Origin of the sequence: Acinetobacter sp. T_3_1, from assembly GCF_025377055.1 — a bacterium.
Taxonomy (GTDB): Bacteria; Pseudomonadota; Gammaproteobacteria; order Pseudomonadales; family Moraxellaceae; genus Acinetobacter; species Acinetobacter kookii.
In genome coordinates this window covers 34625-48565 of sequence record NZ_JACHVD010000008.1, presented here as the reverse complement: position 1 = coordinate 48565, position 13941 = coordinate 34625, and the positions used below count along the sequence as shown (strand labels likewise).

Here is a 13941-nt window from a genome sequence, read left to right as displayed (position 1 = left end):
CCGCTTTTTCACAAAGTTATAACACTACTGGACACTATTTAGAAAACTGTGCGTGTAATGTGTGCAAAATCTCATAATTTGTGGCGTCCATTTGAATCGGCGTAATACTGACATAACCATTTGCCACCGCAAAAAAGTCCGATTCTATTTCAGTTAAACCTTTTTTAGGTTCAGCAACTGCCTCTCCTGACAAGCCAATCCAATAAACCTGACGTCCACGTGGGTCTACATGACTGGTAATCGGTTTAGATTGACTGCGACGTCCCTGATAGGTAATTTTCGAACCTTTCAATTCAGATATATCTGGAATATTCACGTTAAAAATATGACGCGGCGGTAAAATCGGCAACCCCTGAACAATGAAATCATGTACCCATTTTGCTGCCACGGCATAATCATTCGGGCTGTCATAGGAACGCACATTGGGACCGGCCATGGATACGGCAATAGCCGGCTGTTTCATCAGGCGGCCTTCGAAGGCGGCTCCGACGGTGCCTGAATAAAGCACATCATCACCCAGATTTGCCCCACTGTTAATTCCACTGACCACCAGATCAAATTCAAAATCAAATAAGCCGTTCATGGACAGATATACACAGTCTGCAGGCGTGCCATTGACCGCCCAGACATCGGTTGAAATCTGAACAGGCCGTAAAGGACGGTCTAAAGTCAGTGCGCTGGAAAAACCACTGCGTTCACTTTCAGGAGCAACAATGACTACACGGCCAAGCGGAGCCAGAGCTTGAGCCAATGCCTGAATACCGGGAGCAAAAACGCCATCATCATTGGCAATTAATATATTCACTACAACATCTCTTAACGGTTAAAAATGACTAATCAGAACATTTGATTGAATTGTATAGAAAATTATATATATTTGACGCTCAACATCCATTCAAAAAGTGTGATTTAAAAATGACTAAAAGCATATCATTTCGTGGCTTATTGGGGTTAGGCATTGCGGCATTATTATCTTCTACTGTGTTAGCCAATGACGGCTTATCTTTAGAAGAAGCCAATACAATTGTGAAAGAAGACCTTGCTTCAACTCAGGTGATGGCTGAAGTATGCCCTGCCATTATTGGTAAAAATGCAAAATTTGATCAAAACATTCAGCTGTTGATTCAAGCCTATCTGCAAGACTATTCCGATAAATCAATGACTTTCGATAAAATTCAAGCAGATTCAGAATATAAGGCTGTACTGAATGAAGCCCGTCAGGCGGCAAAAGAAACCAGCCAGGATGAGCAAAAATCGGTTTGTGATGATGTGGTCAATTATCAGGCTTGATATAGAACACTGGCTTTAGATTAAGTCATCATAATCTTGAACATTTACAATGATCATCGGCATAAAGAAGTTTCTTCTTTATGCTTTTTTTTGATGCTTTTCTCAGCTCCAACTCTTTTTATAAACCGGGTCATGTTCAACAGCTTCAATACATTTATGTACTTACAATTACGAAAAATATCGTTAAGCTTATTATCGTTAAGCTTATTTTTATTGTGATGTTTTTAAATCATTCAGGTCTTTTTAATGAAATTATTTATGCTTAAGTCACTTTCTTTGGGACTGTTGACCACTGCCGCAATGGCTCTTTCCATGACTCACGCAGCCACACAAAAAGATGAAAATATTGAAGTGACTCCGCTACAAAAAGTCACCCAGCAAGAGCTGGCTGCCATTTATGTACTCTCGGAAGTATGTCCAGGTTTAGTGAAAGATCATGCTAAATTTGAACAAGGATATGCCAAGCTGGCACAGGAATATTTACCTGCCGAAAATAATGCGGTTTCAAGCCTGGCTAAACTCAGTAAAGAGAAAAAATTTAAACCTATTTTAGCTGAAGCACGCACGGATGCGAAAAAAGCAGGTGACGCAAAAAACCAGGAAATTTGCCAAGAACTTACCACATACAGCAAATAACACAAATTGGTTACAATACTTTTGAAATAAGCTGATTTCCCCCATAGAAGTCAGCTTTGCTTTGTCCTAAAATGCAAAGCTCTTTGTGCTTATTATTAAGATATTGGAACCACCCAGAATGACCCACAAAAGCGCCCTTGCTGCATTATTACTATTGCCGAGCTTCACATACGCAGCAACTGTCTTATCTGCACCGCCAGAACTCAATAATAAATCTTATGTTTTAATGGATTATGAGACAGGGCAAATCCTCGCATCAAAAAATGAAAATGAAAAATTAGCACCCGCCTCCATGACCAAGATGATGACCAGTTACATCATCGAACAGAAGTTATTGAGCGGTGAACTGACTGAAAATGAAAAAGTTCGCATGAACGAATCTGCGTGGTGTCGTGGCAGCAGCACGGAATCATGTATGTATGTACCGCTTAACGGTACTGCAACGGCACTGGAAATGCTGCGCGGGATTATCATCCAGTCTGGTAATGATGCCTCTAAAGCCATGGCAGAACATATTGCCGGCAATGAAGGTACCTTTGCCCACATGATGAACCAGGAAGCAAAACGTATTGGCATGACCAATACCAGCTTCATCAACGCAACGGGTATGCCTGCTGAAGGTCACTACTCGACTGCCAAAGATATGGCGACACTTGCGCAACATATCATTCATGACAGTTCAAAGTATTATCCAATCTATTCTGAAAAAGAATTTACCTTTAACGGCATTAAACAGGGTAACCGTAATGCCTTGCTTTATACTGACCCGAGTGTAGACGGTTTAAAAACCGGCCATACTGAAGAAGCCGGTTATTGCTTAACCACTTCTGCCAAACGTGGTCCATTACGTTTAATTTCCGTGATTTTTGGTGCACCAAGCATGAATGAGCGTGCATCACAAACACGTGAACTTTTGGCTTGGGGTTATGCAAACTTTGAAACCGTAAAAGTTCAACCTGCCAATCAGGTTCTGGCTAAATCAAAAGTCTGGTATGGCAAAAGCAATGATGTTCAAATTGGCCTGGCAGAAAACTTTAACGTGACCATGCCTAAAGGCGAAGCCAATGCCATTAAAACTCAACTGGTGGTTCAGCCTAAACTGACTGCACCTTTGAAAAAAGGTCAAGTGGTAGGTAAATATGTGGCTACCTTGAATGGCAAAGTGATTGCAGAAAAACCGCTTGTTGCCCTTCAGGCTGTTGAAGAAGCCGGTTTCTTTGCAAAAATGATTGATCACATCAAACAATTCTTCGCAAACTTGTTCTAAGCTGAGTTTTAGACTTAAGTTAAAGCATCCACACTTCGGTCTGGGTGCTTTTTTATTTTATAATGCTTGAAATCCACAGACTGAAACTCTCACATGGCTAAAAACATTCGTCCCTATTTAGATGTTGCACCGCAGATTGATGACTCATGTTATGTCGATGACATGTCTGTCGTGATTGGCGATGTGGTACTTGCTGAAAACGTTTCGGTGTGGCCGTTTGCCGTGATTCGTGGTGATGTGAATCATATCCGTATTGGTAAAAATTCCAATGTGCAAGATCATGCCATGCTGCATGTGAGCCATAAAAAAGCCGATAAACCTGAAGGTTCACCGTTAATTATTGGTGAAGATGTGACCATTGGCCATCATGTGACTTTACATGGCTGTAGTATTGGCAATCGGGTATTGGTGGGAATCAACACCATTGTTTTAGATGACGTGGTAATTGAAGATGATGTCATGATTGGCGCAGGCTCTTTGGTACCACCGCGCAAACATCTTGAAAGTGGTTATTTATATGTCGGTAGCCCGGTACAAAAAGTTCGTCCTTTGACAGATAAAGAAAAAGAATTTTTGCCGTATTCAGCACGGCACTATGTGAAGGTGGCGGAGAATTATAAATAGAGCATCAGGATGCTGCGTATATTAATAAAAAAGTACAATCCATTTCAAAAGTAAAAAACATTCAGTGCTATGATTTAATAGTGTCATCTATAAAAATACGCATAACAAAGCTACATCGTGTCATCAATATGATGTAGCTTCAATATTATGATTTAGCTATACAAGTGGCTTACAAATCTCTTGTCTGAATGTGACCGAATGAATCAAAGCCAAATGCTCCAATTGCACATTGAGCGTGATCTTGTCTCTATAGAGACGAATTTTAACATCTTCCGTAGATTGAAACTCTTCCAGAATGTGTTTGCTTGGCTCATAGCCCCAATATTTATGTGGCACAAAGTAGTCCATATTAATCACACGCATTGGCATAAGTCCAAAACTGCCGAGTGTGTTGTCTTCTTTGTCTCTTAAATCCATTTTAAAGCAAACACGTGGGCGGTTAAGATCTGGCCCAATCACAGCCTTATAGTTCAATTTATTAACAGCACCTTTATAGAGTACGGTCGATTTCACCACTTTGGCTCTTTGTTGATTACGTTTAATGGCACTACGCTTCATAAATAGTTCAATATCTTGCACCTCAAAAGTATAGCCATCACGATCTTGATCGATTTTTTTACCGCCCACTTTAAAATAAAAACCATTTTTCATCATGTCATCTGTAATGGCTTTAAACACATCGATATATTTACTTTCTTCGCTAATCAAGCTTTCTACGTTTAAGCTGTTTTTAATTTCAATTTTTTGCTCGTTGGCAAATGCCAATGTACTACACGTCATAAGTGAAGCTAAGCTTAATGGTTTGATCATCTTATTTCCTCTTAATTAAAAAAATCATCATTGCCTAAACTTAAACCATCCTCCTTTTTCTTTACTGTTGCAGATGGTTGTGGTTTTTCAATCTTTGGCTGTATAGGTACAGTTTGTGCTTCAATCGTTGGTGCCGTATCAGTGGTTGCTGTCGTTGCTACGTCCGCTGTCATGTTGATCACATCAGCAGCGGTGTTTGCATGTTTATCTGAGTCATCTACATGTATTTGGTGTTGATCTCGTTCCTGTTGACGAACACCCTGTTCATTCAATTCATTTTCACTTGGTTCATCATATAAATCAGGTGGAAGTTGAACCTCCTCTGCACTTTCATCAAAGCCATACGCTGCATAAGGATCATCAAGATAATCGCTTTGCGTATGGTTCTTTTGATACACATAAAAAGCTATAACGAATCCTATTACACACAAAACCAATAAGATGCGTTTCCGTTTTTTTGATGCATGCGCTATAGCTTCTTGCTTGAGCTTTTCTTCTGCCTCTTTTGCTAGACGTGCTGCTTTGGCTCGACGTTGATCTTCTTCTTCACGTAAGCGTTGCTTTCGAATCGACTCTTTAATCTGTTCATCACGTTGGGCTTTGGCTTGACGTTCTTTTTCGAGTTGTTCTTCGTATTCACGTTTATGCTTTTCAAATTCTTTATCATGCCAAGCACGTTCACGTGCTTTGCGCTCAGCCTCTTCCCGTTCACGTTTGCGTTGTGCTTGTTGTTCTTTACGGTATTGTTCTCGGCGTCGTTCTTTGCTCTGTGATTCTTGCTGTTGGCGTTGCGATTGTTCTTGTTTTTCTTGCTGTGCTTGCGCTTGTCGATCACGTTCAGCTTGTTCACGTTTTTCACGCTCGGCATTGGCTTGGTGTTGACGCTTAGCTTGTTCCTGTTTTTCTCGTTCGGCTTGCTCGGTTTGTTGACGTTTTTTACGTGCAGCTTGTTCTGCCTGTTCACGTTGTCTACGTTCAGCTTCTTGCTGTTGACGGGCTTTAAATTGCTGGAATGAATAAAGTGCAGCGTCGTATTCTTCACGCTTTTCATCATTGAGCAATACATCTTTAGCTTCATTTAGCAGTTTCATCATTTCTTCTGCTTCATGACTATTACCTTGATGGCGATCAGGGTGATATTTAAGAGCTAATTTTCGATACGCCTTTTTAATTTCTTGGCTAATTTCATTGTTATCAACACCCAATAAATCATAAAAATCAATCATTAAAAAAATAAATTATAAATATAAAAGTATTCCAATTATAATGATTTATCCACAAAATTTACTATCTTTTTCATATTTTTTTAATCCTAGATAACGTAATTGAGTCATAGAATAAGCTTCTGACACAGTTCAATGTTCATCAAGTACAGTGGCCTTTTTGATTCTAAAATGAGTTAATCATTTTTCTAATACACAAAGAAATCCCCTCCCGTCATAGCCACCACGCGCTAAATTTTGTAGAATACCCCTTTTATCCCATGGTGCTTTTCTATGACCGCTTGGACTGCCCACGTTACCGTCGCCACTGTTATTGAAAAAAATGGAAAATTCCTTTTTGTTGAAGAACATACTCAAGGGGTAACGCATACTGTATTTAACCAGCCTGCGGGTCATGTCGAATGTGGCGAAACGCTTATACAGGCAGCCATTCGTGAAACCATGGAAGAAACCGGGCATGAAGTAGAAATTACAGACCTGCTTGGCATATATACCTATACTCCCCCAATGTTCCCTGACCGTACCTATTTCCGTTTCTGCTTCTTGGCTAAAGATCTGTATCATCATGCAGAGGCACAACTGGATACTGGAATCGTGGGTGCCGTCTGGATGACATTGGACGAACTGGAAGAATCTGCACGCGCACGTAGTCCTTTGGTGATTAAAGCCGTCAAAGATGCCTTATCCGGTCAAAGATATCCTTTATCGCTCGTTTACGAGCACCAAAACTCTCCCCTATTTACAACTTTGGATGCTTAATCCTATGCAACAACGTGTCATCGTCGGTATGTCTGGTGGTGTAGATTCATCTGTGTCTGCAGCACTTCTTCTTCAACAGGGTTATCAGGTTGAAGGTCTTTTCATGAAAAACTGGGAAGAAGATGACGGCACGGAATATTGCACGGCCATGGAAGACCTTGCCGATGCGCAAGCCGTGTGTGAAAAAATTGGCATCAAACTGCATACCGCCAATTTCGCCATGGAATACTGGGATCGCGTGTTTGAGCATTTTCTGGCTGAATATGCGGCTGGCCGTACGCCCAACCCAGACATTTTATGTAATAAAGAAATTAAATTCCGTGCCTTTTTAGACCATGCCGTGAATTTGGGTGCAGACTTTATTGCCACGGGTCATTACTGCCGTCGCGGTGAAACCATGACCAACTCGCGTGGTGAAGAATACGCCCCTTTGTTACGCGGATTTGACCAAAACAAAGACCAGACTTATTTCCTGCATGCCGTACATGGCCGGGAAATTAACAAGACCTTGTTCCCTGTCGGTGAAATTGAAAAGCCACAAGTGCGTAAAATTGCTGAAGAGCTGGGTCTGGCAACTGCAAAGAAAAAAGACTCCACCGGAATCTGCTTTATTGGTGAACGCCGTTTTAATGACTTTTTAAAACAATATCTTCCAGCCCAACCCGGAAAAATTTTACTGGATACCGGCAAAGAGGTTGGTGAACATCACGGCTTAATGTACTATACGCTCGGTCAACGTGGCGGTATCGGCTTAGGTGGTCTGAAAGGCGAAGCCGAAGGCGCCTGGTTTGTGCTTTATAAAGATATTGAAAATAATCGCCTTGTTATTGGTCAGGGTCATGAGCATCCACTAATGCAAAGTACTATACTTTGGAGTGAAGCGATTGACTGGGTCTCTGGCGAGCAGGATATTCCAGTAACAGGTTTCCGCTGTACGGCTAAAACCCGTTACCGCCAGCCAGATCAGGCTTGTGTCATTTATAAAGATGCCGATATGCCAAATGGCGTACGTGTTGAATTTGACGAACCGCAACGTGCGGTGACTCCAGGACAAAGTGTAGTGTTCTACGCAGATGAAGTTTGTTTAGGTGGTGGTGTGATTCATCATACCAATGCACCAAAACCTGATTTTATTTAAAAAGGAAGCGATAGGCATGGCTGAGTTACCCTTTCAACAGCCTCGGACTTTGAATGTACGTCAGAACCGTGCTTTGGCGTTGGCAGCTGTGTTCCAGTCGACACAGCTGACCCATATGACAGCCATGTCAGGACAACACAGTATTGGTGAAAATGGCAGTTTCTATTTAGAACAACTCATTAAAGCCAGCCTGAATATCCGTCCCACTTCCAATGAATCCTGTCAAACCCTAGACTTCTTTAATCAACTGGCCGATATTTCCCTCGGTTTAAAAACCTTAGAAAGCAGCATTACCCAACCCTTTAATCCTTCTCCCAAGTCGCGTTTGCCGAAATTTTCCAACGCCAAGCTGCCAATGAGCTATGCCATGGCACTGTTGCAGTTAGAGAAAAAAGTCTATAGCAATCCAAAATTTATTGAAATTATTGAACAATCACAACAAAAAATTCTCAAACAGCTGTCTTTTTTCGATAATAACTATCTGCATCCCAGCATTATTGCCAACCTTGCCCAAACCTATATAGACACTGCCGGACAGATTAATCCGCGGATTATGGTCAAGGGCAATGCCGAAGCATTTAAAGATAGTGCCCACACCAACCGAATTCGCGCTTCCCTGTTTACTGGCCTGCAACTGGCGCACTTATGGCGTCAACTCGGTGGCAGCTCATGGGGCATGATTTTTAGCAAGCGCAAACTGCTCCAGGATATTCAAGATCTTGCCCGTTTACAGTATCAGGTGGTTTAACCTGATCATGAACGAATTTTTATTATTCGCTTTACGTTTAATTCCAAAGTTTAAGGAATCGCTATGAACGCTTTAACCGCACTTTCTCCATTAGATGGACGTTACGCCAGCAAATGTGATGCTTTGCGTCCTTTCCTCTCTGAGTTTGGTTTAATCCACGCTCGTGTGACTGTTGAAGTTCGCTGGTTACAAGCGCTTGCAAACCGTCCTGAAATCACTGAAGTTCCTGCTTTCAGCGCAGAAACCAATGCTGCACTTGATGCGATTGTGGCCAACTTCTCTGAAGACAATGCCAACCGCATTAAAGAAATTGAACGCACCACCAACCATGACGTTAAAGCAGTTGAATATTTTCTTAAAGAACAGATTGCTGATATCGAAGAATTGAAAAATGCCGGTGAATTCATTCACTTTGCATGTACTTCTGAAGACATCAACAACCTGTCTCATGCATTAATGCTGAAAAATGGCCGTGAAGTTTTAGTTGCAGCTATGCAGCAAATCATCGACTCAATCGTTGCTTTGGCTGAACAACACGCTGAACAGCCAATGTTGTCTCGTACCCACGGTCAAACTGCCAGCCCAACCACTTTGGGTAAAGAAATGGCCAACGTGGCTTACCGTTTAGCGCGTCAAATCAAACAGTTCAAACAAGTTGAACTTCTAGGTAAAATTAACGGTGCAGTCGGTAACTACAACGCACACTACTCTGCTTATCCGGAAATCAACTGGCCTGCGCATTCACAAGCATTTGTTGAATCTTTAGGTTTGACTTTCAACCCGTACACCACTCAAATTGAACCGCATGACTACATGGCGGAACTGTTTGATGCACTGCGTCGTTTCAACACCATCCTGATCGACTTTAACCGTGACGTTTGGGGTTACATCTCGCTTGGTTTCTTCAAACAACGCCTGAAAGAAGGTGAAGTCGGTTCTTCAACCATGCCGCATAAAGTGAATCCAATTGACTTCGAAAACTCTGAAGGTAACCTGGGTATTGCCAATGCAGTTCTTGCACACTTGGGCGAAAAACTTCCTATTTCTCGCTGGCAGCGTGACTTAACTGACTCGACTGTACTTCGTAACATGGGTGTCGGTTTTGCACAAAGCTTGATCGCGTTCGAAGCTTGTTCTAAAGGTATTGGCAAACTTGAATTGAATGCTGACCGTATTCTGGAAGATCTGGATCACGCTCAAGAAGTGCTTGCTGAACCAATTCAAACGGTAATGCGTCGTTATGCAGTTGAAAAACCATATGAAAAACTGAAAGCACTGACTCGTGGTCAGGCCATGACTCGCGACATGATGGTGAACTTCGTGAATGGTAACGAGTTAGAAGCCGTTCCTGCTGCTGACCGTGCCCGTCTTGCGACAATGACACCTGCAACTTATACAGGTAATGCGTCAACTCAAGCGAAACAGATTAAAGATTTAATCTCAAAAATTTAATTCGAAATAAATCTAAAAAGCGAAGCTTCGGCTTCGCTTTTTTATTAGAATAGAATCTGTTGATAATTCATCTATGTTTATAACTACATAAGTCATTGATAAAATTTCAGCACTCCCAATAAAATTTTGCCAATACAAGAAATAATGATTGAACATCAATTAAGCATTAAACACTGGCTTGCACTCGTAGTGATCACGGTTGCGATCATTATCGCCAGTATTCGTCCTTTAGAATTTGAAGCATATCTACTGCATCAAGCAGGCACCGTGTTTATGCTTGTGCTGTTATTGTTTACCCAAAAAAAAATTGGCATGAGTTTTTATAGTTTTGTGCTCTATCTCTTTTTTTTGCTGATCCATATTATCGGCGCACATTACCTCTATTCCTATGTCCCCTATAACGAATGGCTGATTCAGCTGTTCGGCTTTGACCTCAATCAATCGATGGGCTGGTCACGCAATATGTATGACCGTCTGGTGCATCTTGCCTGCGGTGTACTGCTCTACCCGGTGTTACTTCGATTGTTTCAGGTGTGGCTGCCTGAAGCTAAACCCTTCATGCTATTTTTATTGGTGGTTCAATTTATTATGGCCACCAGTTTAATTTATGAATGGCTTGAATGGCTGATTGCGATTGGTTTATCCCCAGAGGAAGCGGAAAATTATAATGGGCAGCAGGGAGATATGTGGGATGCACATAAAGACATGCTGCTTGCAACAGTCGGCGCAGCAGGCTATGGCCTGCTTGATCTGTGCTACTCTCGCAAAAGCTTAGCTAAAATACCACAGCCAGAAAGCGACCAGCATGCCTAGTGACAGGACTGACGCAAACAGGGTGAACCATGAATGGGGATCTTCGCCCCAGAACATACGCTTTGCCAGCCATTTTTTAAGCAGAACACTGTTCAATGTCAGCGCTGCCAAATGCAATAACACACTGGTTAAAAACAGATTGGCAAATAGCTCATGCACTTCTTTTAAACTATGACTATGCGTATAGTCAGTAAAAAATCCGGCCAGCACAGTTAAAGGCAACAAGCAAAAAATACCCAGGATACTGAGCTGAAACAGACTGGAACTGGCTGCTTTTAAAAATGCGGGTGAAACCCATTGCTGCGGCTGCGCCCCATAACGCTTTACAAATGGCTTGATTACATTTAAACGACGGCTTATTCCTGAAGGCTGGGTATGGGCCAGTCGAGGAGCGAAAAACTGCCATAAAACTCTTAATATCAGGCTAATACCGAGTGTATAGCCAAATGCCATATGGATGTGATGCCATTCTTCTATATCCCCGGTGAGATAAGCCCCGGTAAAACTCAAAATAATAACAATATGCAGAAATCGGATCAGCAAATCTGTTGAAGAGTTCGTCGTATGATGAAGCATAAAAAAACCTGTGCTCATTTATTTTAATGCCATCATAAAAGATCAAGCTGAATCGGAGATTAAGATCCAGTCAAAAAAATTGCGCTCATCAGAGCGCAATTTTAAAATAGCCCAACGAATTTCAATTAAAGCTTAGGATCTCGCATTTGAACCAAGCCAGCATTTGCCTTGCTCAAAGTTTCCATGACTTTATTCATCACGGCCGGCACCAGACCATCTGCCATTTGTGCGGCTTGTAAACCCAGTTTTTCACCCAATGTCGGTTTACGGCGAGTTTCAATCACAAAGACTTCGTGCTGCGCTAACAAGCCGAGTAAATACTCATCCGAAGTTTGCAGCTTATCTACCAGGTTGAGTTCAAGCGCGTCTTTTCCATACCAGTGTTCACCTGTCGCCACTTTCTCTACATTCAGTTGCGGGCGGTATTTTTCTACAAAGTGTTTAAACAGCTCATGCGTCTGCTGTAACTCTTCCTCAAATTTGGCTTTACCTTCTGCGGTATTTTCACCAAACATGGTCACGGTACGTTTAAACTGGCCTGCGGTATAAAGTTCAAAGTCGATATGCTTTTCTTTCAGCAAGCGGTTAAAGTTCGGTACCTGTGCAACCACACCAATGGAACCGACCACGGCAAATGGAGCAGAGACAATTTCATTGGCAATGCAAGCCATCATGTAACCGCCACTGGCTGCGACTTTATCGACACAGATCGTCAGGTTAAAGCCGGCATCACGCAAACGCACCAGCTGGGCAGCCGCCAGGCCATAGCCATGTACCATACCGCCCGGGCTTTCCAGACGTACCACAACACGGTCACGCCCTGCTTTTGCAGTGGCTAAAATCAGGGTAATTTCTTCACGCAAGTTTTCTACGGCAGAGGCTGCTGTGTCACCCTTGAAATCGAGTACATAAATTTTTTGATTGTTCTTTTTACGTAAGCGTGCTTCCTTTGAAAGCTGCTGGGCAAGATGCAAGAGTTCCAGTTTAGACGCAGTCGCTTGGGCAATTTTTTTACGTTGTTCATTTACACGTGCGTTTAAATGGCTAATACGAATTTCAGCGGGTAATTTGGGGGTGTGAAATAACATACAGATACAGACTCATTTAATTCATATTTATCTTGCATAAGATGTGGGCAATCACACAAAAATTCAATTTATATTTTGCAAATAATAAACTTCTTTCATAAATCATTTTAGAAATTAAGAACTGTTCGTAAAGCTGAAATTGAAAATAGATTTTTAGTCAATATTAGATTCATGAGTGTGGCATGGATGCCACACTTTTCCCATNAGAACTGTTCGTAAAGCTGAAATTGAAAATAGATTTTTAGTCAATATTAGATTCATGAGTGTGGCATGGATGCCACACTTTTCCCATCGACAAGGATGTCGTGTATGGGAAACAAAAGGTTTTTGTCTACTTTTGACCTTTCAAAAGTAGAGAGATTGCCTACGAGAAGGTACAAAATTAAATCAGTCAATTGAGGCCGTGCTGATTTAAAAAAATCTAATATTGAATATTTTTTGATTTATAAAAGGAATCTAATGATCATTATCTATAAAAGAAAACCAGATCTTTCCAACTTCAGCCCCAACACACAAATAAAAAGAGCCTTACGGCCACTACTGTCCCATAGTTTGCTTTAAATAAAAAAAACCTGAGTCTAAATAGTTAAAATATGAGTGCAAACAAACACTTTAACTATAAAGGACTCAGGTTTTGTCACATCAGAATACCGTATTTCATCAATTACTCAAACCCATTTTAAGACAAGATTTTGAACGTCTGGCTAAACTGCACCACTCTGGGCAAAAATTAAGATCAGCCACCCGCTGGGATCAGTTTNCTCAGGTTTTGTCACATCAGAATACCGTATTTCATCAATTACTCAAACCCATTTTAAGACAAGATTTTGAACGTCTGGCTAAACTGCACCACTCTGGGCAAAAATTAAGATCAGCCACCCGCTGGGATCAGTTTGTTGCCATATTAATGTCCCAACTTTCTTGTCGGCAAAGCTTAAGAGACATTCAATCCAATCTCGAATCCCAGCAGGAAAAGCTCTATCATCTTGGCGCGAAAAGAATTGCGCGAAGCACCTTAGCAAGACTCAACGAAGAACAGCCCGCCAGCCTGTATCAGCAATTGTTCACACAGCTGCTTCAGCGCTGTGAAAACTCTAAAACTGCACATAAATTTAGATTCAAGAATCCGCTGTATTCACTAGATGCCAGTCATATTGATCTTTCACTGTCATTGTGCGAATGGGCAAAAGTGCATGAATCCAAAGCCAGTATTAAACTCAGTGTTGGCTTAAATCACAGCAATACCATTCCTGAATTTGTAGCGCTTGGAGATGGTATTGAAAATGATATGGTGCAAGGCAGAGCATTTAAGTTTCCTGCTGGCAGCATTATCGTCTTTGATAAAGGATATTTTGATTATCAATGGTTTGCTCAGTTGACACATCAGAAAGTCAGCTTCGTAACTCGGCTACGCCCAAAGACAGTTTATCAAGTTAAATCAAGCCGCAGTGTATTAGCGACTAAAGGCATTATTGCGGATGAATGTATTGAATTGAGCAGTGCGCATGCCAAGAAAA

At 41.6% G+C, this 13941-nt stretch carries 15 protein-coding genes; 10 read left to right on the top strand and 5 right to left on the bottom strand.

What is annotated here, in order from left to right; translation table 11 throughout:
* Positions 1 to 34: 34 nt before the first annotated feature.
* On the bottom strand, positions 35 to 805 hold the full coding sequence (surE, locus tag H4I94_RS09510; protein ID WP_261182928.1) for a 5'/3'-nucleotidase SurE: 771 nt from the start codon (positions 803 to 805) through the stop codon (positions 35 to 37).
* 110 nt (positions 806 to 915) lie between these two features.
* Here surE and H4I94_RS09505 point away from each other — a divergent pair, with 110 nt between their 5' ends.
* The 4 genes from H4I94_RS09505 to H4I94_RS09490 all read left to right on the top strand — a co-directional run bounded on the left by H4I94_RS09505 (position 916) and on the right by H4I94_RS09490 (position 3817).
* Positions 916 to 1290, top strand: coding sequence for an MCR_0457 family protein (locus H4I94_RS09505; RefSeq protein ID WP_261182927.1), 375 nt, complete (start codon positions 916 to 918; stop codon positions 1288 to 1290).
* 246 nt (positions 1291 to 1536) lie between these two features.
* Complete coding sequence (locus H4I94_RS09500; RefSeq protein ID WP_261182925.1) at positions 1537 to 1926, top strand: MCR_0457 family protein; 390 nt, start codon at positions 1537 to 1539, stop codon at positions 1924 to 1926.
* Positions 1927 to 2044: 118 nt separating this feature from the next.
* Positions 2045 to 3193 (top strand): D-alanyl-D-alanine carboxypeptidase PBP5/6, encoded by a 1149-nt coding sequence (gene dacC, locus H4I94_RS09495; protein WP_092818552.1) that lies wholly within the window; start codon positions 2045 to 2047, stop codon positions 3191 to 3193.
* Between the two features lie 93 nt (positions 3194 to 3286).
* A complete protein-coding gene (locus tag H4I94_RS09490; RefSeq protein ID WP_261182923.1) occupies positions 3287 to 3817 on the top strand; it encodes a gamma carbonic anhydrase family protein in 531 nt (176 codons plus the stop codon).
* A gap of 156 nt (positions 3818 to 3973) precedes the next feature.
* On the opposite strand, the gene H4I94_RS09485 is transcribed toward H4I94_RS09490, so the two are convergent.
* Both H4I94_RS09485 and H4I94_RS09480 read right to left on the bottom strand, forming a co-directional pair.
* Complete coding sequence (locus H4I94_RS09485) at positions 3974 to 4627, bottom strand: hypothetical protein (protein ID WP_092818554.1); 654 nt, start codon at positions 4625 to 4627, stop codon at positions 3974 to 3976.
* Positions 4628 to 4638: 11 nt separating this feature from the next.
* On the bottom strand, positions 4639 to 5853 hold the full coding sequence (locus H4I94_RS09480) for a DnaJ domain-containing protein (RefSeq protein WP_261182920.1): 1215 nt from the start codon (positions 5851 to 5853) through the stop codon (positions 4639 to 4641).
* Positions 5854 to 6123: 270 nt separating this feature from the next.
* On the opposite strand from H4I94_RS09480, the gene H4I94_RS09475 reads away from it, so the two are divergent.
* The 5 genes from H4I94_RS09475 to H4I94_RS09455 all read left to right on the top strand — a co-directional run bounded on the left by H4I94_RS09475 (position 6124) and on the right by H4I94_RS09455 (position 10760).
* A complete protein-coding gene (locus H4I94_RS09475) occupies positions 6124 to 6609 on the top strand; it encodes an NUDIX hydrolase (protein ID WP_261182919.1) in 486 nt (161 codons plus the stop codon).
* Between the two features lie 4 nt (positions 6610 to 6613).
* Positions 6614 to 7747, top strand: a complete 1134-nt coding sequence (gene mnmA, locus H4I94_RS09470) for a tRNA 2-thiouridine(34) synthase MnmA (protein ID WP_261182918.1) — start codon at positions 6614 to 6616, stop codon at positions 7745 to 7747.
* 16 nt (positions 7748 to 7763) lie between these two features.
* A complete protein-coding gene (hflD, locus tag H4I94_RS09465; RefSeq protein ID WP_261182917.1) occupies positions 7764 to 8495 on the top strand; it encodes a high frequency lysogenization protein HflD in 732 nt (243 codons plus the stop codon).
* A gap of 63 nt (positions 8496 to 8558) precedes the next feature.
* Positions 8559 to 9947 carry an adenylosuccinate lyase gene (gene purB, locus H4I94_RS09460; protein WP_092818558.1) on the top strand — a complete coding sequence of 463 codons (1389 nt, stop codon included), beginning with the start codon at positions 8559 to 8561 and terminating at the stop codon, positions 9945 to 9947.
* Positions 9948 to 10091: 144 nt separating this feature from the next.
* Complete coding sequence (locus H4I94_RS09455) at positions 10092 to 10760, top strand: DUF2238 domain-containing protein (RefSeq protein ID WP_261182916.1); 669 nt, start codon at positions 10092 to 10094, stop codon at positions 10758 to 10760.
* Here the strand turns inward: H4I94_RS09455 and H4I94_RS09450 are convergent.
* Positions 10719 to 11336: a cytochrome b/b6 domain-containing protein gene (locus H4I94_RS09450; protein ID WP_092818958.1), complete on the bottom strand. Its 618-nt coding sequence runs from the start codon at positions 11334 to 11336 to the stop codon at positions 10719 to 10721. The genes H4I94_RS09455 and H4I94_RS09450 overlap by 42 nt on opposite strands.
* Positions 11337 to 11461: 125 nt before the next feature.
* Entirely contained in the window at positions 11462 to 12424 is a 963-nt protein-coding gene (sohB, locus tag H4I94_RS09445; protein ID WP_261182915.1) for a protease SohB, read from the bottom strand.
* A 634-nt stretch (positions 12425 to 13058) separates the two neighbouring features.
* Between sohB and H4I94_RS09440 the strand changes: the two genes are divergently transcribed.
* A partial coding sequence (locus H4I94_RS09440) for an IS4 family transposase (protein WP_409976798.1) occupies positions 13059 to 13941 on the top strand: 883 nt, incomplete at its 3' end.

Excerpts from the sequence above, each read along its gene's own strand:
- H4I94_RS09450 (WP_092818958.1), bottom strand. The coding sequence starts at position 11,336 with ATGCTTCATCATACGACGAACTCTTCAACAGATTTGCTGATCCGATTT.
- H4I94_RS09505 (WP_261182927.1), top strand. The coding sequence starts at position 916 with ATGACTAAAAGCATATCATTTCGTGGCTTATTGGGGTTAGGCATTGCG.
- H4I94_RS09485 (WP_092818554.1), bottom strand. The coding sequence starts at position 4,627 with ATGATCAAACCATTAAGCTTAGCTTCACTTATGACGTGTAGTACATTG.
- H4I94_RS09455 (WP_261182916.1), top strand. The coding sequence starts at position 10,092 with ATGATTGAACATCAATTAAGCATTAAACACTGGCTTGCACTCGTAGTG.
- purB (WP_092818558.1), top strand. The coding sequence starts at position 8,559 with ATGAACGCTTTAACCGCACTTTCTCCATTAGATGGACGTTACGCCAGC.
- dacC (WP_092818552.1), top strand. The coding sequence starts at position 2,045 with ATGACCCACAAAAGCGCCCTTGCTGCATTATTACTATTGCCGAGCTTC.
- H4I94_RS09500 (WP_261182925.1), top strand. The coding sequence starts at position 1,537 with ATGAAATTATTTATGCTTAAGTCACTTTCTTTGGGACTGTTGACCACT.
- H4I94_RS09490 (WP_261182923.1), top strand. The coding sequence starts at position 3,287 with ATGGCTAAAAACATTCGTCCCTATTTAGATGTTGCACCGCAGATTGAT.
- hflD (WP_261182917.1), top strand. The coding sequence starts at position 7,764 with ATGGCTGAGTTACCCTTTCAACAGCCTCGGACTTTGAATGTACGTCAG.
- H4I94_RS09475 (WP_261182919.1), top strand. The coding sequence starts at position 6,124 with ATGACCGCTTGGACTGCCCACGTTACCGTCGCCACTGTTATTGAAAAA.
- mnmA (WP_261182918.1), top strand. The coding sequence starts at position 6,614 with ATGCAACAACGTGTCATCGTCGGTATGTCTGGTGGTGTAGATTCATCT.
- H4I94_RS09480 (WP_261182920.1), bottom strand. The coding sequence starts at position 5,853 with ATGATTGATTTTTATGATTTATTGGGTGTTGATAACAATGAAATTAGC.
- sohB (WP_261182915.1), bottom strand. The coding sequence starts at position 12,424 with ATGTTATTTCACACCCCCAAATTACCCGCTGAAATTCGTATTAGCCAT.